Source organism: Kocuria sp. APC 4018, assembly GCF_030407675.1.
Classification (GTDB): Bacteria; Actinomycetota; Actinomycetes; order Actinomycetales; family Micrococcaceae; genus Kocuria; species Kocuria rhizophila.
Genome location: NZ_JASDCY010000020.1, coordinates 1 through 19,465 on the forward strand (window position 1 = coordinate 1; position 19,465 = coordinate 19,465).

Consider the following 19,465-nt stretch of genomic DNA (forward strand, 5'->3'; position numbering starts at 1 on the left):
GACGGGTCTGCTCCATGATAGGGAGGACACCCGACCCGCACAGGCGCCCGGAGCACCGGGCGCGCACGAAAAGAGGACCGATGACTTCCGAGCACGATGCACCCATCCGCGCCGCCGTGGAGCCCGTGGTGGAGGCCGCCGGGCTGTTCCTGGAGGAGTGTGAGCTGAAGGGACAGGGCGGAACCCGGACCCTGCAGGTCCTCGTGGACCTCCCGGACGGCACGGACGCGCTGAGCCTGGACCGGGTGGCCGCCGTGGCGCAGGAGATCTCTGACGCCCTGGACCGCACGGACCCCGTGCCCGGTCCGCCCTACGAGCTCGAGGTGTCATCACCGGGCGCCACACGCTCGCTGGAGACGCCGCGGCACTGGCGGCGCACGGTGGGCCACCTGGTGCGGATCCGGCCGCTCGAGGGCGAGCGCTTCACGGCGCGGCTGCTCGAGGCGCACGACGACCACGCGGTGGTCCAGCGCTCCCACCAGCCCAAGAAGGGCATGCCCGTGAAGCTGCTGGACCCCGAGCGCGTGGACTACGCGAGCATCCGCGGGGCGAAGTCCGAGGTGGAGATCTGAGGCCGGGCCCGGCGATGTAGCATGGCCTGCAACAGATCACGACGTGAGACCCATGCAGCAGCGCACCGCACGCACCCGTGCGGCGCGCTGTTTGGTTCCCGGCCCCGCTCGGGCCGGACAGCCGCGTGGCGCGAAGGAAGGCCGGACACATGGACATCGACATGAGCACCCTGCGACTGCTGGAGCGCGAGCGGGACATCCCCGTGGACGTGTTGATCCCCACCATCGAGCAGGCGCTGCTGCTGGCCTACATGCGCTCGCCCGGAGCGATCGACGGCGCCCGTGCCGAGGTCGAGCGCCGCTCGGGCCACGTGACCATCTGGGCGCCCGAGCTGGACGAGGAGGACCGCCGGATCGGCGAGTTCGACGACACCCCCTCCGGCTTCGGACGGATCGCCGCCGCCACCGCGCGTCAGGTGATCCTGCAGAAGCTGCGGGACGTCGAGGACGACAACGTCCTGGGCCACTTCAAGGGCCGTGAGGGTGAGCTGGTGTCCGGCCAGATCCAGCAGGGCAACAACCCCAAGATGGTCCAGGTGAACCTGGGCACGGTCGAGGGGCTGCTGCCCCCGCACGAGCAGGTCCCGGGAGAGACCTACCGCCACGGCGACCGCATCCGCGCGTTCGTGGTGGAGGCCAAGCGCGGCTTCAAGGGCCCGTCCATCACGCTGTCCCGCTCCCACCCGGACCTGGTGCGCCGGTTGTTCGAGATGGAGGTCCCGGAGATCGCGGACGGCTCCGTGGAGATCGTCACCCTGGCCCGCGAGGCCGGGCACCGCACCAAGATGGCCGTGGAGGCCACGCGCCCCGGTGCGAACGCCAAGGGCGCGTGCATCGGGGACATGGGCTCGCGTGTGCGCGCGGTCATGAACGAGCTCGGGGACGAGAAGATCGACATCATCGACTTCTCCGAGGACCCGGCCGAGTTCATCCTCAATGCCCTGTCCCCGGCCCGGGTGTCGCGCGTCGTCGTGCTGGACGAGGCAGCCCGCTCCGCGCGTGCGGTCGTCCCGGACGCGCAGCTCTCGCTGGCCATCGGCAAGGAGGGACAGAACGCGCGCCTCGCGGCCCGGCTCACGGGCTGGAAGATCGACATCGTCCCGGAGTCCCGCGCAACGGATCGCTGAGACCCGCGGGATTCGGGGGAACGGCGCCCGGCGCGCTAGACTGTGATCTGATCAGGTGGACCATCTGTCGGGACCGTGCGCGCTCAGGCGCCGGGCGGTCCACGGGGATGGCACACGAGGGGCAGGGATGAGCACCACGAGCCTTCGCACCTGCGTGGGGTGTCGCACCGTGACGTCCCCCGATCAACTCGTCCGCGTGACGACGGAGAGCACCGCAGCCGGCCCCCGGGTCGTTGCGGATCTCCGCCGCCAGTTGGGAGGCCGTGGGGCCTGGGTGCACGCCACCCCCCGCTGCGTCGACCTCGCGATCCGGAAACGGGCCTTCAACCGCTCGTTCCGCACCGCGGTCAGCGCGCAGGACCTCATGGAACAGCTCCGCGTGCTCCTGCCCGTGCAGGAGGACGAACACCAGGAAAGCGAGTCAGAAGACCATGGAAAACCGATGAGTGCCGGCCGATGAGTACCTCCACGTACTCACCCCGCAGCCGTGCAGGACACCCGCGCACCGCGCTCGTGTCCGGCGGCGGCTTCAACGGAAGATAAACGGTTCGTACCTGTTTCGGTGCGGACCGAGACAGGAGAACAGTGGCCAAGCCCCGTGTCCACGAGCTCGCGAAAGAGCTCGGAATCACGTCCAAGGAAGCAATTTCCAAACTTCAGGAACTCGGTGAGTTCGTCCGTGGCGCATCGTCCACGGTCGAGCCGCCCGTAGCCAAGAAGCTGCGCACCGCGTTCCCCGCCGGCGGCGACAGCGCCGCGGCGTCCAAGCCCGCGGCCAAGGCCCCCTCCCAGGGTGCCAAGAAGCCCGCGGCCCCGGGCCCGAAGCCCGGCGCCAAGGCACCCGCCAAGCCCGGCGCGTCCAGCGACGCCGCACCGGCCGAGAAGCCCGCGGCGCGCGAGACCCCGAAGGCCGCCGCCCCGAAGGCCGAGGCGCCGCAGCGAACCGAGCCGGCCGCGCCGTCGTCGGAGTCCGCAACCCCCGAGGCCCCGGCGAGCAGCGCTCCCAAGCCCGCGGGCGCCACTCCCGGCCCGCGCAAGAGCCCCGCGCCCGGCGCCAAGCCGGGGCAGTCCGCTCCCCGCCCCGGGAACAACCCGTTCGCCTCGCAGCAGGGGATGGGCCGTTCCGAGGGCGGCGCGCAGCGCGGCGGTCCTCGTCCGGGTGGCCAGCAGCGCTCCGCCAAGCCCGGTGCACCGCGCCCCGGCAACAACCCGTTCGCAGCCCAGCAGGGCATGCGCTCGGCCAACTCCGGTCAGGGCGGGCCCCGTCCGGGCGGTCCGCGCCCCGGAGGCCCCCGTCCCGCGCAGTCGGGCCAGGGCGGTCCGCGTCCCGGTGCGCCTCGCACGGGCGCTCCCCGTCAGGGCCAGGGCGGCCCCCGTCCCGGTGGTCCTCGCCCCTCGCCGAACATGATGCCCGGCCAGACCACGAGCGTGGCGCCGATCGGCAGCCGTCCGGCTCCGGGCAGCGGCCCGCGCCGCGGTGGCGGCGGTCCCGGTGGCGGACCCGGTGGCGGCGGCGGATTCCGCGGTCGCGGCGGTCGTGGCGGCACCCAGGGTGCCTTCGGCCGCGGCGGTGCCCGTGGCAAGCACCGCAAGTCGAAGCGGGCGAAGCGCCAGGAGCTCGAGCAGATGAGCGCACCCGCCGTCGGCGGTGTGTCGGTGCCCCACGGCGACGGCAGCACGGTTGTGCGCCTGCGCCGCGGTGCCTCGCTCATGGACTTCGCGGAGAAGATCAACGCCAACCCGGCGTCGCTCGTGACCGTCCTCATCCACCTGGGTGAGATGGCCACGCAGACCCAGTCCCTGGACGAGGAGACCTTCCAGCTCCTCGGTGCCGAGCTCGGCTACCAGATCCAGGTGGTCTCCCCGGAGGACGAGGAGCGCGAGCTGCTCGAGTCCTTCGACATCGACCTCGAGGCCGAGCTGGAGGCCGAGGGCGAGGACGTCCTCGCCCCGCGTCCCCCGGTGGTCACCGTCATGGGCCACGTGGACCACGGCAAGACCCGTCTGCTGGACGCGATCCGGAACACCAAGGTGATCGAGGGCGAGGCCGGTGGCATCACCCAGCACATCGGTGCGTACCAGATCTCCACCGAGGTGGACGACCAGGAGCGCCTGATCACGTTCATCGACACCCCGGGTCACGAGGCGTTCACCGCCATGCGTGCCCGTGGTGCGCAGGTCACGGACATCGCCGTGCTGGTGGTCGCCGCGGACGACGGCGTCATGCCGCAGACCGTGGAGGCGCTGAACCACGCGCAGGCGGCCAACGTGCCGATCGTGGTGGCCGTGAACAAGGTGGACAAGCCGGACGCGAACCCGGAGAAGATCCGCGGCCAGCTCACCGAGTACGGTCTCGTGCCGGAGGAGTACGGCGGCGACACCATGTTCGTGGACGTCTCCGCCCGCGAGAACCTCAACATCGACGACCTGCTGGACGCGATCGTGCTGACCGCGGACGGTGCACTGGAGCTGCAGGCCAACCCGGACAAGAACGCCCGCGGTGTGGCCATCGAGGCCAACCTGGACAAGGGACGCGGTGCCGTGTGCACCGTGCTGGTCCAGTCCGGCACGCTGAAGGTCGGCGACTCGATCGTCGCCGGCGCGGCGTACGGCCGTGTCCGCGCGATGTTCGACGAGATGGGCCGCACCGTGGAGGCGGCCACGCCGTCCCGTCCGGTGCAGGTGCTGGGTCTGTCCACCGTGCCGCGCGCCGGTGACACCTTCCTGGCCACCCAGGAGGAGCGCACCGCCCGCCAGATCGCCGAGAAGCGTGAGGCTGCGGACCGCAACGCCCAGCTGGCCAAGCGTCGCAAGCGCATCACGCTGGAGTCCTTCGACGAGGCCGTGGCCGAGGGCAAGATCGACACCCTCAACCTCATCATCAAGGGCGACGTGTCCGGTGCCGTGGAGGCGCTCGAGGACTCGCTGCTCAAGATCGACGTGGGCGAGGAGGTCCAGCTGCGCGTCATCCACCGCGGCGTGGGCGCCATCACGCAGAACGACGTGAACCTGGCCACGGTGGACAACGCCGTGATCATCGGCTTCAACGTCCGCCCGGCGGAGCGCGTCACGGAGCTCGCGGACCGCGAGGGTGTGGAGATGAAGTTCTACTCGGTCATCTACAACGCCATCGACGAGGTCGAGAGCGCGCTCAAGGGCATGCTCAAGCCGGAGTACGAGGAGGTGGAGCTCGGCACCGCCGAGATCCGCGAGGTGTTCCGCTCCTCCAAGTGGGGCAACATCGCCGGTGCCTACATCACCAAGGGCATCGTCCGCCGCAACGGCAAGGCCCGCCTGGTGCGCGACGGCAACGTGGTGCAGGACAACCTCACCATCGACTCGCTGCGCCGCTTCAAGGACGACGCCACCGAGGTCCGCGAGGGCTACGAGTGCGGTATCGGGCTCGGCTCCTTCAACGACATCCACGAAGGTGACATCATCGAGACCTGGGAGATGCGCGAGAAGCCGCGCGACTGACAGGCTCCACCGGCCGGGGCGCTCCTCGCGGGGCGCCGCGGCCGGTGCGCACGACAGCGTGACCGGATGCCCGGGGACTCCTCGCAGAGGCCCCGGGCATCCGCCCGCACCGCGGTGCGTTCCCGACGCGCCGCTCCGGGCGGACCCGCTCCGGCGGTTCCGCCCCCCGACTTCGGCGGCGCGCCGCGCCGCCCGCACACGAGGAGTTCCACCATGGCCGACGCCGCACGCGCCGCACGACTGGCCGATCGCATCAAGGTGATCGTGGCCCAGGCTCTCGAACGCAGGATCAAGGACCCCCGGCTGGGTTTCGTGACCGTGACCGACGCCCGGGTGACCAACGACCTCCAGCACGCCACGCTCTACTACACGGTCTACGGGGACGAGGAGCAGCGTGAGGAGACGGCCCGCGCGCTGGAGTCCGCCAAGGGCATCCTGCGCTCCGAGGTGGGCAAGAACATCACCGCGCGGCTGACCCCCACGCTCACGTTCGTGGCGGACGAGATCCCCGCGGACGCCGCCCGGTTGGAGACCCTGCTGCGCTCGGCCCGTGAGAAGGACGCCCAGGTGGCGGCCCAGGCAGAGGGCGCCCAGTACGCGGCGGGGGAGGACGCCTACCGCACACCGTCCGACGAGGACGACGCCGAGGGCCCCCGCAGCACTCCGCAGGTCTGAGCGCGGTGGGCGCGCGAGAGGACGTCCCCACCCCGGCCCCGTCCCTTCCGAGGGTCCCGGGGCTCGTGGTCGTGGACAAGCCGCTGGGCTGGACCTCGCACGACGTCGTCGCGCGCATGCGCCGACTGGCGGGGACCCGGAAGGTGGGTCACGCCGGGACACTGGACCCGGCGGCGTCGGGCGTGCTGGTGATCGGTGTGGAGAAGGCCACCAAGCTGCTCACCTGGGTCACCGGCACGGACAAGACCTACCGCGCCGGCATCCGTCTGGGGGCTGCCACCGTGACCGACGACGCCGAGGGCGACGTCACGCGCACGGCGGACCCCGAGCTGCTGGCCGGGATCACGGACGAGCAGGTCATGGCCGCCGTGGCGCGGCTCACGGGCGAGATCCAGCAGGTCCCCTCCGCGGTGAGCGCGATCAAGGTGGACGGTCAGCGCTCCTACGCGAGGGTGCGCAGCGGAGAGGACGTGCAGCTGCCGGCCCGCCCGGTCACGGTGTCCCGGTTCGAGGTGCACTCGATCCGCCGCGCGGAGTCCGCAGCGGGCGACGGCCCCGGGGCGCCCAGGGCCATCGACGTGGACGCGACCGTGACGTGCTCCTCCGGAACGTACGTCCGCGCGCTCGCCCGGGACCTGGGGGAGGACCTCGGCGTGGGCGGACACCTCACGGCGCTGCGGCGCACCCGCGTGGGATCCTTCACGCTGGACTCCGCCCACACGCTGGAGGAGCTCACGGAACAGGTGCGCTCCGGTGCCACGGTGACCACGCTGGCCATTGCCGACGCCGCGCGGAAGCTCTTCCCGGTGCGCGAGCTCACGGCCACGGAGGCCACGGACCTCTCCCACGGCCGTCGCATCCCGGCCTCCAGGACTCCCCGCCACGACGCCGCCCGGGGAGCCGCGGAGACTCCCGTCGCGTGCTTCGCGCCGGACGGGACGCTCGTGGCCCTGGCCGAGAACCGGGGGAGTGCGGAGCAGCGCTACACGACCTCGGTGCTGGGGATCACTGCGGGGACCACGTTCTCCGAGCCGGCACCACGGGAGACACCCGGGGCGGCGGAACACTCCGTGCAGCCGCACGCCGTTGCCGACCAGGCCCCCGGGACCCCGGGTGAGGACCGGGGGAGCGGAGCCACCACGGAAGACACGGACACGACACACGGAGAGCGGGCGGACGACTGATGCTGTGGGGATACGACGGGTGGTTCTGGGCCGCGGTGGTCCTCGGTGTGCTCTCCTGCGTGGTCTGCCTCGTGCAGGCACTGCGAGGTCGGGCACCGGACGACTTCTCCCAGGGCTCGGTGCTGGTCCTCGAGGCGTTCCTGCTGGTGTACTGCGTGGGCTCGCTGCTGCTGCCGGTCCTCGGCCCCTCGGCCTCCGGCAGCGTGCTGGAGTACTGGGGGTACCTCCTCACCGCGCTGCTGATTCCGGCGGGCACGTTCGTGTGGTCCCTCGTGGAGCGGTCCCGGTGGTCCACGCTGATCCTCGCGGCCGCGGGCCCCGTGGTGATCGTGATGGTCTACCGCATGAACTACATCTGGTACTACCAGTGACCCCTGGCGCGCCCGCACCCCAGCACTTCACGGAAGGACAGACGATGGACCGCGAGACCTCGCACAGCACCCTGCAGCAGCGCTTCGGCCGCCGCTCGGGTGCCCGGCGGCACGACCGCAAGAGCACCGGCTTCGGCCGCGTGCTGATCGTGGTCTACTGGGTCTTCTCCCTCTCCGCGGGTGTCCGCTCGCTGTACCAGCTGGCCACCGAGTTCAGCCTGGCGCCCCTGGCGATCCTGCTGTCCACGTTCTCCGCCGCCGTGTACGTGGTGGCCACGATCGCCCTGTCCCGTTCCGGCGCGCGCTGGCACCGCGTGGCCACCGCCGCGGTGCTCGTGGAGCTCGTGGGCGTGCTCGGCGTGGGACTGCTGAGCGTCCTGCACCCCGAGCTGTTCCCCAAGGCCAGCGTGTGGTCCGACTTCGGCGCGGGGTACGGCTACATCCCCCTCGTGCTCCCCGTGGTGGGGCTCGCGTGGCTCTGGGTGACGCGGCCGTCCCGCGCGGAGCGGTAGGCTCTACGAGATGCGCCACCAGCCGAGAAGACATCGAGGAGAGCTGTGATTCGCTGGAGAAGCCTGGACGAGGTCACGCCTGGATTCGGTCCCTCCGTGGTGAGCATCGGCAACTTCGACGGTGTCCACCGGGGCCACCAGGAGGTCTTCACCCGGCTCCTGGACACCGCCCGGCGGCGTGAGGCGCACTCGGTGGTGGTCACGTTTGACCCGCACCCCGCGCTGGTGCACCGTCCGGAGTCCCACCCCGGCCTCATCATGGGCCTCGAGGACAAGCTCGACGCGCTCGAGCAGACCGGTGTGGACGCCGTGCTCGTCCTGCCGTACAGCCTGGAGTTCTCCGAGCTCGGCCCCGAGGAGTTCCTCGTGGACTACCTCGTGAACCCGTTGCGCATGGTCTCCCTGGTCATCGGCTCCGACGTCCGGCTGGGCCGGGACAACTCGGGGGACCTCACCGCCATCCGCGAGCTGGGACACCAGCACGGCTTCGACGTGGTGGTCGTGGAGGACGTTCCCGGAACCCCCGTGGCAGCGGACGCCGATGACACGGACGGTTCCGCGCCACGCCGAGAGGATCGGCGCTGCTCGTCCACCTGGGTTCGCTCGTGCCTGGAGGCGGGTGACATCACGGGTGCCGCCCAGCTGCTCGGTCGGCCCCACCGCATGCGTGGCGAGGTGGTCCACGGTGCGGCCCGTGGCCGGCAGCTCGGCTTTCCCACCGCCAACCTGGCCCCGGAGGCCACGGGCTTCATCCCCGCGGACGGTGTCTACGCCGGGTGGCTCGTGGACCAGGAGGGCGCCCGGTGGCCCACCGCGATCTCCGTGGGGTCCAACCCCACGTTCGAGGGCGTCACCCGTCAGGTCGAGGCCCACGTGATCGACCGCCCCGAGGAGGCCGTGGAGGACTTTGACCTCTACGGGCAGACCGTGGTGGTCGAGTTCGTGGAACGGCTGCGCGGCATGGTGGCCTACCGGGGAGTGGACGCCCTCGTGCTGCAGATGCGCGACGACGTCAGACGCACGCGCGACATCCTGCGCGAACAGCGGCAGACGGGGGAGCGCACCGCGGACTGACGGCTCCGACGCCGCAGGGATCGGCGGCCCGACCGCTCCCGGCGCACGTGCCCGCGCTGCGCCGCGCCGCACGGCTCCCATGCTGCGCCCACGTGCCGTGGCCCGGGGCGTCGTCGGCCCGGGCGCGGCAGGGGTCGTGCAACACGCCTGACCGCCGGTGCCGTCTCTGTCGAGCACCGGCCGCGGGGAGATGACCCCGCGGCCGGTGGACTCACATCTCCTCGTGCACCGCCGGATCGAATCCGGACCCGCTGATCCCGGTGTGCATCATGCGCAACCGCTCCATCTGCTCGTCCGTGAGCTCCCAGCCGAACACGTCGATGTTCTCGGCCATCCGCTCCGGGTTGGAGGACTTGGGGATCGGCACGATGCCGGACTGCACGTGCCAGCGCAGCACCACCTGGGCGGGAGTGCGTCCCTGCCGACGCCCGATCTCCGCGAGCCACTCGTCCTGCAGCAGGTCGGTCTTGCGGCCCAGCGGGGACCACGCCTGCGTGAGGATGCGGTGCTCCTCGTGGAACCGGCGCAGAGCCTCCTGCTGGTACTGCGGGTGCAGCTCCACCTGGTTCACCACGGGCATCTCCCCGGTCTCCCGCTCGAGCCGCAGCAGGTGCTCCGGCAGGAAGTTGGACACACCCACGGAGCGCACGAGGCCCTCGTCCCGCGCGGCCAGCATCTCCTGCCAGGTCTGCACGTACTGGTCCACGCCCGGATTGGGCCAGTGGATCAGGTACAGGTCCAGGTGGTCGGTGCCCAGACGTGTGAGGGTCTCCTCGAGCGAGCGGCGCACGCTCGCCCGGCCGTGGTCGCGTCCGGGAATCTTGGAGGTCAGGAACAGATCGTCCCGGGGAATGCCGCTGTGGCGGATGCCCTGGCCCACGCCGCGCTCGTTGCCGTAGTTCACCGCGGTGTCGATGAGCCTGTAGCCGCGCCACAGGGCCTCCGGGATCAGGGCCTCCGCCTCGGCGTCGTCCATGGGGTACGTGCCGAAGCCCAGCTGCGGGATCTCGTGGCCGTCCCGCATCACGTGGGGGGCCACCTCCGGCGCGGTGTCCCGGAGGTCCTGGGTCTTGTCCTTGCTCATGCGTTCCTCGTCTTCCTCGATGCCTGTCTGGTCTGGTGCACTGCTCTCACCGGACAGTATCCCCGGTGATCCTGGATTCACGCCCGGTCGGCGCCCTCGAGCGCGGGCAGCACCCGCAGCACAGCCCGGGCGCTGATCCGTGCGACCACGTCCAGCTCCAGGTGGAACTGCTGGTCGGCCGCGGGGCCGCACAGGTCGGAGATGCTGCGCACCGCGAGGAACGGGGTCCCGTGGCCCGTGCACACCTGCGCCAGGGCGGTGGTCTCCATGTCGGTGCTCAGCGCCTCGGGGAAGACGTCACGGGTGGCCCCCACGTTCTCGGCGGTGACGAACGAGCCGCCGGAGAGCATGGTGCCGCGCCACAGCTGCCGTCCCTCCTCCGCGGTGAGGCGCTCCGCCGCGGTCACGAGGGGCTCGGCGGCGGTGAAGGACTCGGGCATCCCGGGCACCTGCCCCGGGGCGTACCCGAAGGCGGTCGCGTCCGCGTCCGCGTAGCGGAACTGCGTCCCGACCACGAGGTCGCCCACGTTCACGTCCGCGCGCAGCCCGCCGCAGGACCCCGCGGACACGACGGCGCTCGGCTCGAACCGCTCGAGGGCGGACGTCAGCGCCGAGGCCGCGTTGACCAGCCCGATGCCCGTGCGGACCAGGAGCACGGGCCCGCCCTCCAGCTCCAGGGCGTGCAGCTGCGCGCCTCCCACCTGCTGGGGGATCGAGCAGCGGGCCGTGGCGAGGTCGAGGAAGGGCTGCGCCTCCTCGGCCATGGCGACCACCACGGCGGGTGCGCCCACGCAGGCGGCGAACAGGGCGGCGTCGTCGGACGTGTCTGTGCTGTGCATGCCACCATTGTCCCAGTCCGCTCGGACACGCACGCCAGGGGAGCGGTGCGGTGCTCCGCGGCGGCATCGGCTAGGATGGTCAACGGTCTGACTGCGGTCCGTGGCGGTCGGGCCCCGGGGCACGCCCCGGACCCCGGGCGGGAATCTCACGCACCGGGCGGTCACGGTACTGACTCTAGGAGTTACCCATGGCACTGGATGCCGCTGTCAAGAACCAGATCATCACCGAGTACGCCACCCACGAGGGCGACACCGGTTCACCCGAGGTGCAGATCGCCGTTCTGTCTCGCCGGATCTCCGATCTGACCGAGCACCTGAAGATGCACAAGCACGACCACCACACCCGTCGCGGCCTCATGGCCCTGGTGGGACGCCGTCGTCGCATGCTTGACTACCTGCGTCGCACTGACATCGCCCGCTACCGTGCGCTCATCGAGCGCCTCGGCCTGCGCAAGTGATGTGAGTCCCGGCGATTCCCCGCCCTCCCCACCGGGAGCGCGGGGAATCACCACACCCGGCGCTGTCCGTGACGGACACCGCCGCGGCCCGCGGTGACGCGAGCCGACCGGGTCCACAGGACCCGCAACCACAGAACCAACCATCAGACTGTGCAGCCCGCCGCATGTCGCGGTCCTCGACAGTGGCCTTCGCAACGCGGGAGCGGTGCGAGCGCCTCGATCGAAGACCGGTGTGTCGCGCGGATTGCGCACCACGAAGAAACGGAGGTGACCCGTGGAGGGTCCCGAGATCCAGAGTGCAGAAGCCGTCATCGACAACGGCTCCTACGGACAGCGCGTCGTGCGCTTCGAAACCGGGCGGCTCGCCCGTCAGGCCGCCGGTGCGGCCATGGTCTACATCGACGAGGAGACCTCGATGCTCTCGGCCACGGCCGTGGGCAAGCACCCCCGTGAGGGCTTCGACTTCTTCCCTCTGACGGTGGACGTCGAGGAGCGCATGTACGCCGCGGGCCGCATCCCCGGCTCGTTCTTCCGCCGCGAGGGCCGCCCGTCCACGGACGCGATCCTCACGTGCCGCCTGATCGACCGCCCGCTGCGCCCCGCGTTCGGCAAGGGCCTGCGCAACGAGGTGCAGGTGGTCGTCACCGTCATGTCCATCGCCCCGGACGAGATCTACAACACCGTGGCGATCAACGCCGCCTCCATGTCGACCACGCTCTCCGGCATGCCCTTCCAGGGCCCCGTGGGCGGTGTGCGCATGGCGCTCATGGCCGAGGAGAACGGCGGTCACCAGTGGATCGCGTTCCCCAAGCACTCGCAGCTTGAGAACGCCGTGTTCGACATGGCCGTGGCCGGGCGCGTGGTGACCACCAAGGACGGCGGCCAGGACGTCGCCATCATGATGGTCGAGGCCGAGGCCACCGACAACGCGTGGGAGCTCATCAAGGGCCAGGGCGCCGTCGCCCCGTCCGAGGAGCTCGTGGCCGAGGGCCTCGAGGCCTCCAAGCCGTTCATCAAGGCGCTGTGCGACGCCCAGGCGGACCTCGCGGCCCGCAACCGCAAGCCCGAGCTGGACCTGCCCCGCTTCGGCGGTTTCGGTGACGACGCCGCCCAGGCCGTCGAGGAGTTCGCGGGCGAGCGCATGGCCCAGGTCTACTCGATCGCCGGCAAGCAGGAGCGCGAGGCCGCCACGGACGAGCTGCACCAGTCCACGCTGGCCGAGCTCACCGGGGAGGGCAAGCCCTTCGAGGGCCGCGCGGACGAGGTCAACGGTGCCTACCAGGCCCTGACCAAGCAGACCGTGCGCCAGCGCATCCTCAAGGACAAGGTGCGCATCGACGGCCGCGGCCTCACGGACATCCGTCAGCTCAGCGCCGAGGTGGACGTGCTCCCGCGCGTGCACGGCTCCGCGCTGTTCGAGCGCGGTGAGACCCAGATCATGGGTGTCACCACGCTCAACATGCTCAAGCTGGAGCAGCAGATCGACTCGCTGTCCCCGGTGAAGAGCAAGCGCTACATCCACCACTACAACTTCCCGCCGTACTCCACGGGCGAGACCGGCCGCGTGGGTTCCCCCAAGCGCCGCGAGATCGGCCACGGCGCCCTCGCCGAGCGGGCGATCACCCCCGTGCTGCCCTCGCGCGAGGAGTTCCCCTACGCGATCCGCCAGGTCTCCGAGGCGCTGGGCTCCAACGGCTCCACCTCCATGGGCTCCGTGTGCGCCGCCACGCTGTCGCTGTTCAACGCCGGTGTGCCGCTGCGCGCCCCGGTGGCGGGCATCGCCATGGGCCTGGTCTCCGACACCGTGGACGGTGAGGTCCAGTACGCGGCCCTGACCGACATCCTCGGCGCCGAGGACGCGCTGGGCGACATGGACTTCAAGGTCGCCGGCACCTCCGAGTTCGTCACGGCCATCCAGCTGGACACCAAGCTGGACGGCATTCCCGCCTCCGTGCTGGCGTCCGCGCTGACCCAGGCCCGTGAGGCCCGCCTCTACATCCTGGACGTGCTGACCTCCGCGATCGACGCCCCGGACGAGATGAGCGAGTTCGCCCCGCGCGTGATCTCCGTGAACGTCCCCGTCTCCAAGATCGGCGAGGTCATCGGCCCCAAGGGCAAGATGATCAACCAGATCCAGGAGGACACCGGCACGGACATCTCCATCGAGGACGACGGCACCGTGTACATCGGTGCCACCGACGGGCCCTCCGCCGAGGCCGCGCGCTCGGCGATCAACGCGATCGCCAACCCGCAGGTCCCGGAGGTGGGCGAGCGCTACCTGGGCACCGTGGTCAAGACCACCACGTTCGGTGCGTTCGTGTCCCTCACCCCGGGCAAGGACGGTCTGCTGCACATCTCCGAGATGCGCAAGCTCAACGACGACAAGCGCGTCAACGAGGTGGACGACGTCCTGTCCGTGGGCCAGAAGGTCCAGGTGGAGATCACCAAGGTGGACGACCGCGGCAAGCTGTCGCTCGCCCCGGTGGTGGCCGGATCCGACTCGGACGCCGCGTCCGAGGACGAGAACTGAGCAGAGGTCACCCGCACCAGATGACGGTTGTTCACCTTCCCCTGAAGGCGGGCGGTCCCGAGGAGCACGGGTCCCCGGAGGACGCCCGCCTTCGGGCGTATCCAGACACGGACCCGGCCAGAGGCTTCACCCACACGGTTCACGACGACGCCGACGGCGCGGTCATCATGCGCACGGTCCTGCCGTGCGGCACCCGCGTGCTCACGGAGAAGATGCCCGGGCAGCGCTCGGTGTCCGTGGGGTTCTGGGTGAGTCTGGGCTCCCGGGACGAGGCCCCGGGCATGCTGGGCTCCACCCACTTCCTGGAGCACCTGCTGTTCAAGGGCACGGCCCGGCGCAGCTCCCTGGAGATCGCCGAGGCCTTCGACCGAGTGGGCGGAGAGTCCAACGCGTTCACGTCCCACGAGCACACGTGCTACCACGCCCGGGTGCTCTCTGAGGCGCTGCCCATGGCCGTGGACGTCCTCGCGGACATGTTCACGGGCGCGGTGCTGGACCCCGAGGAGTTCGACCGCGAGCGCGGCGTGATCCTCGAGGAGATCGCCATGGACCGGGACGACCCCACGGACTTCGCGTTCGAGCAGTTCACCGAGCAGGTCTTCCACGGCTCCCCGCTGGCGCGTCCGATCGCGGGCACGCCCGAGGAGATCCGCAGCGTGGCCCGGGACGCGGTGTGGGAGCACTACCGCGGGGCCTACCGGCCCGAGAACCTGGTGGTCACGGTAGCGGGCGGGCTCGAGCACGAGAACGTGGTCCAGCTGGTCCGCGAGTCGCTGGCCCGGGCGGGTTGGGATCCGGACACCGCCGGGGGAGCGGGCGCGCGCCGCCCCACCACCCCCGCGCTGCTGACGCCGCTCACGGGCACCCGCGCGCTGAACAGACCGGTGGAGCAGGCCAACGTGGTGCTGGGCGGGGCCGGGCTGCAGTCCGGCGACGAGCGTCGTTTCACCATGACCGTGCTCAACGCGGCCCTGGGCGGCGGCATGTCCTCCCGGCTGTTCCACACCATCCGCGAGCAGAAGGGTCTGGCGTACTCCACGTTCTCGTTCTCCGGCTCGTACTCGGACGCCGGGTTCTTCGGCATGTACGCCGGCTGCACGGCGGACCGCGTGGACCGGGTCACCGGGCTGATGCGGGACGAGCTGGACCGCCTGGCCCAGGACGGCATGGACGCCGCGGAGCTCGCCAAGGTGGAGGGCCAGCTCAGCGGGGCCACCGTCCTCGCCCTGGAGGACACGGGCTCGCGGATGTCCCGGCTGGGTTCCGCGGAGCTCAAGACCGGGGTGTTCATGGACCTGGACGAGTCCCTGCGGCGGATCCGCGCGGTCACGTCCCAGGACGTCCAGCAGCTCGCGGCGGATCTCGGCGCGGACGCGACCGTCCGCACGGTGGTGGGACCCGGCGTCGCCCGGGAACCGCAGGAATGAGGGGAACGGACATGGCAGAACCGATCCGGGTGGCCGTCCTCGGCCGCGACGGCCGCATGGGCTCCGAGGCGGTGCGCGCCGTCGACGCCGCCCCGGACCTCGAGCTGGTCGCAGCACTTGGCCGCGGGGACGGTCTGGAGCAGCTGCTCGAGTCCCGCGCGGAGGTGGTCGTGGACCTCACGGTTCCGGCCGCCACGCGGGAGAACGTGCGCTTCGCGGTGTCCCACGGGCTGCATGCGGTCGTGGGCACCACGGGCTGGGACCGGGCCGCCCTGGACGAGCTCGAGGCCCAGCTCGCCGAGTCCACCGCAACCGGGGTGCTGATCGCCCCGAACTTCGCGGTGGGGGCGGTGCTGGCCATGAAGTTCTCGGAGCTGGCAGCACGGTTCTTCGACTCCGTCGAGGTCGTGGAGCTGCACCACCCGCGCAAGCTCGACGCGCCGTCGGGCACCGCGGCCCGGACCGCCGCCCTCGTGGCCGCGGCCCGCCAACGGGCGGGTGTGGGAGCCTCCCCGGACGCCACGGAGTCCGATCCGCACGGCGCACGCGGTGCGGTGGTGGACGGCGTGCACGTGCACTCCGTGCGGCTGCAGGGTCTGGTGGCCCACCAGGAGACCCTGCTGGGAAACACGGGGGAGCAGCTCACCGTGCGCCACGACTCCTTCGACCGCGCCTCGTTCATGAGCGGTGTGCTGCTGGGGATCCGCCGGGTGGCGGAGCACCCCGGGCTCACACACGGTCTGGACGGCTACATGGATCTCGGACTGTGAGCCGGGCAACGGGGCGCAGCGGGCTGCGCTGGTGGGCCGCACTGGCCATCCTGCTGCTGGTCCTCACCGTCCTGCTGCTGCCCATCCCGTCCGTGTCCAAGGTGTGGATCATCGCCGTGCTGGTCTTCGCGGGCGTGTTCACAGTGCTCGAGGCCGGGTCCATGGGGCGCGCCCTCGCCGCGCTCATGATCGCCCTGCTGACCCTCTACCTGGGGGTGTCCTTCCAGCGGGCCTGGCTGCTGCTGGGCACCGAGGGCTGGGTGCCCAAGCTGCTGGGGCTCGCCATGGTCGTGATCCCCGCAGTGGGGACGTGGGCCATGGTGCGGGAGATCCTCTTCGGGGCCCGTACCGCGCGGCTGGGGCGCGAGCTCGCGGCCCGCGGCGAACTGCCGGCCGACGAGCTGCCCCGCACACCGTCGGGACGCTACGTGCGCGCCGCCGCGGACGAGCACTTCGACGCGGTGCGGCGGGAGGTCGAGGCGAGCCCTGAGGACTGGGGCGGGTGGTACCGCCTGGGCCTGGCCTACTCGGCCAGCGGTGACAGCCGCCGGGCCCGGGGCGCCATGCGCACGGCGATCGCCCTGCACCGGGGGGCGGACCCCGAGACGGCGCTCGCGCGGTCCGGGCGGTAACCTGTGGGCATGACACACGAGAGCTTCCCCGCGCCCACGGACCGTCCCGCGCCCCTGTTCGGGACCCTGCTCACCGCCATGGTCACGGTCTTCCACGAGGACCGCTCCGTGGACCTCGAGGCCACCGCGGCCCTCGCCGTGCAGCTCGTGGACGACGGCTGCGACGGCCTGGTGGTGTGCGGCACCACGGGGGAGTACTCGACCATGACGGACAAGGAGAACCTCTCGGTGTTCCGCGCCGTCAAGGACGCCGTGGGCGGCCGGGTGCCGCTTCTGGCGGGCACGGGCTCGAACGACACCGAGCACTCCCGGTACCTCTGCCTCGAGGCGGAGAAGATCGGGATGGACGGTCTGCTCGTGGTCACCCCGTACTACAACAAGCCCACCCAGGCCGGTGTGGAGGCCCACTTCCGCTCGCTCGCGGACTCCGTGGACACGCCCATCATGATGTACGACATCCCAGGCCGCTCCGGGATCCCCATCGAGCCCGAGACCATGATCTCGCTCGCGTCCCACCCGAACCTTGTGGCGGTCAAGGACGCCAAGGCGGACTTCGTCGCCGCGTCCCGCGTCATGGCGGAGACGGACCTCGTGTTCTACTCCGGCGACGACGGTCTCACCCTGCCGTGGATGGCGATCGGCGCGGCCGGGCTCGTGGGCGTGACCACCCACGTGGACACCGCGCGCTACCGCCGCATGATCGACGCCGTGCTGGCCTCGGACCTCGAGACCGCCCGCAGGCTCAACGCGGAGCTGCTGCCCCTCGTGCGCGCCACCATGACGCGCGTGCCCGGGGCCGTGGCCGCCAAGACCATTCTTCAGTGGCAGGACCGCCTGCCGAACGCCGTGGTGCGCCTGCCGCACGTGGCACCCACGCACACCGAGCTGGAGCAGATCCGTGCGGATCTGAGCACGTCGGTGATTGCGGACTCTCTGACCAACTAGCAATGAAAGGGGTCTCATGACCCAGTGGAACTCTTCCGATCTCGCTGAACCCCCCGCCCTGGCCAAGGACACGCTCCGCGTGGTCCCCCTGGGGGGGCTGGGAGAGGTCGGCCGGAACATGACCGTGTTCGAGATCAACGGGCAGCTGCTCGTGGTGGACTGCGGTGTGCTCTTCCCCGAGGAGACCCAGCCCGGCGTGGATCTCATCCTCCCGGACATCAACAACATCCGGGACCGCGTGGACGACATCGTGGCGATCGTGCTCACGCACGGCCACGAGGACCACATCGGCGCCGTCCCGTACCTGCTCAAGCGCCGCCCGGACATCCCCGTGATCGGCTCCCAGCTCACCCTCGCGCTGATCGAGGCCAAGCTCCAGGAGCACCGCATCAAGCCGTTCACCATGGCCGTGCGCGAGGGCCAGGTGGAGCGCCTCGGCGAGTTCGAGTGCGAGTTCGTGGCCGTGAACCACTCCATCCCGGACGCCCTGGCCGTGTTCCTGCGCACCAAGGCCGGCACCGTGCTGCACACGGGTGACTTCAAGATGGACCAGCTGCCCCTGGACGGGCGCATCACGGACCTGCGCCACTTCGCACGCCTGGGCGAGGAGGGCGTGGACCTCTTCCTCACGGACTCCACGAACTCCGAGGTCCCGGGGTTCATCCCCTCCGAGAAGGCGATCGGTCCCGTGCTCGCGGACGTGGTCTCGCGAGCCAAGCAGCGCGTGATCGTGGCCTCGTTCTCCTCCCACGTGCACCGCGTGCAGCAGGTGCTCGACGCCGCCGTGGCCAGCGGTCGCAAGGTCGTCCTCATGGGCCGCTCCATGATCCGCAACATGGCGATCGCGGAGAAGCTCGGCTACCTGGACGTCCCGCCGAACGTGCTCGTGGACCAGAAGAAGGTCGGGGACTACCCGGACGACAAGATCGTCATCATGTGCACCGGCTCCCAGGGCGAGCCCATGGCCGCGCTGTCCCGCATGGCCAACGGGGACCACAAGGTGCAGGTCAACGCGGGGGACACCGTGATCCTCGCGTCGTCGCTGATCCCCGGCAACGAGAACTCCGTGTTCCGCGTGATCAACGGCCTCATGCGCCTGGGCGCGAACGTGGTGCACAAGGGCAACGCCAAGGTCCACGTCTCCGGCCACGCGGGTGCCGGCGAGCTGCTCTACTGCTACAACATCGTGGAGCCCGAGTACGTCATGCCGGTGCACGGCGAGATCCGGCACCTGATCGCCAACGGCGAGCTGGCGCGGGAGACCGGCGTGCCGGACGACCACGTCATCCTCGCCGAGAACGGCACCGTGGTGGACATGCACGCCGGGAAGGTGAAGATCACCGGCCAGGTGGAGTGCGGCTTCATCTACGTGGACGGCTCCTCCGTGGGGGAGATCACGGACGCGGATCTCAAGGACCGCATGACCCTCGGTGAGGAGGGCTTCATCTCGGTGGTGACCGTCGTGAACCGGGACACGGGCAAGATCGTCTCCGGCCCGGACATCCACGCCCGCGGCGTGGCCGAGGAGGGCAAGGTCTTCAACGAGATCCGCCCCAAGGTGGCCGCGGCCCTCGAGGACGCCCTGAGCGAGAGCGGCAAGAACCACACCGCCCACCAGCTGCAGCAGATCGTGCGCCGCACCGTGGGCTCGTGGGTCTCCCGCAGACTGCGTCGCAAGCCCATGATCGTGCCGGTGGTCGTGGAGGCCTGACGCCCCCGCGCCCCGCACGCACCCCACGGCCCGTCCGGTCACCCGACCGGACGGGCCGTCGTGCGTCCGGGTACCCT

Annotated in this window: 18 protein-coding genes; 16 read left to right on the plus strand and 2 right to left on the minus strand. The window is 71.0% G+C overall.

The window, feature by feature from the left end; all coding sequences use genetic code 11:
- Positions 1–80: 80 nt before the first annotated feature.
- The 9 genes from rimP (at position 81) to QL985_RS05500 (ending at position 8,992) form a co-directional block, all read left to right on the plus strand.
- Complete coding sequence (gene rimP / locus QL985_RS05460) at positions 81–572, plus strand: ribosome maturation factor RimP (protein ID WP_019310882.1); 492 nt, start codon at positions 81–83, stop codon at positions 570–572.
- A 149-nt stretch (positions 573–721) separates the two neighbouring features.
- Entirely contained in the window at positions 722–1,699 is a 978-nt protein-coding gene (gene nusA / locus QL985_RS05465) for a transcription termination factor NusA (RefSeq protein WP_019310883.1), read from the plus strand.
- 127 nt (positions 1,700–1,826) lie between these two features.
- Entirely contained in the window at positions 1,827–2,159 is a 333-nt protein-coding gene (locus QL985_RS05470) for a YlxR family protein (RefSeq protein WP_019310884.1), read from the plus strand.
- Between the two features lie 125 nt (positions 2,160–2,284).
- Positions 2,285–5,176, plus strand: a complete 2,892-nt coding sequence (gene infB / locus QL985_RS05475) for a translation initiation factor IF-2 (RefSeq protein WP_019310885.1) — start codon at positions 2,285–2,287, stop codon at positions 5,174–5,176.
- 213 nt (positions 5,177–5,389) lie between these two features.
- Positions 5,390–5,851, plus strand: a complete 462-nt coding sequence (gene rbfA, locus QL985_RS05480) for a 30S ribosome-binding factor RbfA (protein WP_019310886.1) — start codon at positions 5,390–5,392, stop codon at positions 5,849–5,851.
- 5 nt (positions 5,852–5,856) lie between these two features.
- The gene (gene truB, locus QL985_RS05485; protein WP_019310887.1) at positions 5,857–7,035 is read left to right on the plus strand and encodes a tRNA pseudouridine(55) synthase TruB; all 1,179 of its coding nucleotides are present in this window, start codon (positions 5,857–5,859) and stop codon (positions 7,033–7,035) included.
- Positions 7,035–7,406, plus strand: coding sequence for a hypothetical protein (locus tag QL985_RS05490; protein WP_019310888.1), 372 nt, complete (start codon positions 7,035–7,037; stop codon positions 7,404–7,406). Before truB ends, QL985_RS05490 begins: the two co-directional genes overlap by 1 nt.
- Before the next feature lie 44 nt (positions 7,407–7,450).
- A complete protein-coding gene (locus QL985_RS05495; RefSeq protein WP_019310889.1) occupies positions 7,451–7,918 on the plus strand; it encodes a hypothetical protein in 468 nt (155 codons plus the stop codon).
- 45 nt (positions 7,919–7,963) lie between these two features.
- Positions 7,964–8,992 (plus strand): bifunctional riboflavin kinase/FAD synthetase, encoded by a 1,029-nt coding sequence (locus QL985_RS05500; RefSeq protein WP_019310890.1) that lies wholly within the window; start codon positions 7,964–7,966, stop codon positions 8,990–8,992.
- A gap of 211 nt (positions 8,993–9,203) precedes the next feature.
- On the opposite strand, the gene QL985_RS05505 is transcribed toward QL985_RS05500, so the two are convergent.
- Positions 9,204–10,076, minus strand: coding sequence for an aldo/keto reductase (locus QL985_RS05505; protein WP_019310891.1), 873 nt, complete (start codon positions 10,074–10,076; stop codon positions 9,204–9,206).
- Between the two features lie 77 nt (positions 10,077–10,153).
- Positions 10,154–10,915, minus strand: coding sequence for a 5'-methylthioadenosine/S-adenosylhomocysteine nucleosidase (gene mtnN / locus QL985_RS05510; RefSeq protein WP_019310892.1), 762 nt, complete (start codon positions 10,913–10,915; stop codon positions 10,154–10,156).
- 188 nt (positions 10,916–11,103) lie between these two features.
- Here mtnN and rpsO point away from each other — a divergent pair, with 188 nt between their 5' ends.
- The 7 genes from rpsO to QL985_RS05545 all read left to right on the plus strand — a co-directional run bounded on the left by rpsO (position 11,104) and on the right by QL985_RS05545 (position 19,388).
- Positions 11,104–11,373, plus strand: a complete 270-nt coding sequence (gene rpsO / locus QL985_RS05515) for a 30S ribosomal protein S15 (protein ID WP_019310893.1) — start codon at positions 11,104–11,106, stop codon at positions 11,371–11,373.
- A 274-nt stretch (positions 11,374–11,647) separates the two neighbouring features.
- The gene (locus QL985_RS05520) at positions 11,648–13,903 is read left to right on the plus strand and encodes a polyribonucleotide nucleotidyltransferase (protein WP_019310894.1); all 2,256 of its coding nucleotides are present in this window, start codon (positions 11,648–11,650) and stop codon (positions 13,901–13,903) included.
- Between the two features lie 20 nt (positions 13,904–13,923).
- Positions 13,924–15,330 (plus strand): pitrilysin family protein, encoded by a 1,407-nt coding sequence (locus QL985_RS05525; RefSeq protein WP_101888437.1) that lies wholly within the window; start codon positions 13,924–13,926, stop codon positions 15,328–15,330.
- Between the two features lie 11 nt (positions 15,331–15,341).
- On the plus strand, positions 15,342–16,100 hold the full coding sequence (dapB, locus tag QL985_RS05530) for a 4-hydroxy-tetrahydrodipicolinate reductase (RefSeq protein ID WP_047978668.1): 759 nt from the start codon (positions 15,342–15,344) through the stop codon (positions 16,098–16,100).
- Positions 16,097–16,732 (plus strand): hypothetical protein, encoded by a 636-nt coding sequence (locus QL985_RS05535; protein ID WP_101888435.1) that lies wholly within the window; start codon positions 16,097–16,099, stop codon positions 16,730–16,732. The genes dapB and QL985_RS05535 overlap by 4 nt, the downstream gene beginning before the upstream one ends.
- A 9-nt stretch (positions 16,733–16,741) precedes the next feature.
- Complete coding sequence (gene dapA / locus QL985_RS05540) at positions 16,742–17,677, plus strand: 4-hydroxy-tetrahydrodipicolinate synthase (protein ID WP_047978667.1); 936 nt, start codon at positions 16,742–16,744, stop codon at positions 17,675–17,677.
- Positions 17,678–17,693: 16 nt separating this feature from the next.
- Positions 17,694–19,388 carry a ribonuclease J gene (locus tag QL985_RS05545; protein ID WP_101888433.1) on the plus strand — a complete coding sequence of 565 codons (1,695 nt, stop codon included), beginning with the start codon at positions 17,694–17,696 and terminating at the stop codon, positions 19,386–19,388.
- Positions 19,389–19,465: the final 77 nt, after the last annotated feature.

Excerpts from the sequence above, each read along its gene's own strand:
- rimP (WP_019310882.1), top strand. The coding sequence starts at position 81 with ATGACTTCCGAGCACGATGCACCCATCCGCGCCGCCGTGGAGCCCGTG.
- nusA (WP_019310883.1), top strand. The coding sequence starts at position 722 with ATGGACATCGACATGAGCACCCTGCGACTGCTGGAGCGCGAGCGGGAC.
- QL985_RS05470 (WP_019310884.1), top strand. The coding sequence starts at position 1,827 with ATGAGCACCACGAGCCTTCGCACCTGCGTGGGGTGTCGCACCGTGACG.
- rbfA (WP_019310886.1), top strand. The coding sequence starts at position 5,390 with ATGGCCGACGCCGCACGCGCCGCACGACTGGCCGATCGCATCAAGGTG.
- QL985_RS05490 (WP_019310888.1), top strand. The coding sequence starts at position 7,035 with ATGCTGTGGGGATACGACGGGTGGTTCTGGGCCGCGGTGGTCCTCGGT.
- QL985_RS05495 (WP_019310889.1), top strand. The coding sequence starts at position 7,451 with ATGGACCGCGAGACCTCGCACAGCACCCTGCAGCAGCGCTTCGGCCGC.
- QL985_RS05505 (WP_019310891.1), bottom strand. The coding sequence starts at position 10,076 with ATGAGCAAGGACAAGACCCAGGACCTCCGGGACACCGCGCCGGAGGTG.
- mtnN (WP_019310892.1), bottom strand. The coding sequence starts at position 10,915 with ATGCACAGCACAGACACGTCCGACGACGCCGCCCTGTTCGCCGCCTGC.
- rpsO (WP_019310893.1), top strand. The coding sequence starts at position 11,104 with ATGGCACTGGATGCCGCTGTCAAGAACCAGATCATCACCGAGTACGCC.
- QL985_RS05525 (WP_101888437.1), top strand. The coding sequence starts at position 13,924 with ATGACGGTTGTTCACCTTCCCCTGAAGGCGGGCGGTCCCGAGGAGCAC.
- dapB (WP_047978668.1), top strand. The coding sequence starts at position 15,342 with ATGGCAGAACCGATCCGGGTGGCCGTCCTCGGCCGCGACGGCCGCATG.
- dapA (WP_047978667.1), top strand. The coding sequence starts at position 16,742 with ATGACACACGAGAGCTTCCCCGCGCCCACGGACCGTCCCGCGCCCCTG.
- QL985_RS05545 (WP_101888433.1), top strand. The coding sequence starts at position 17,694 with ATGACCCAGTGGAACTCTTCCGATCTCGCTGAACCCCCCGCCCTGGCC.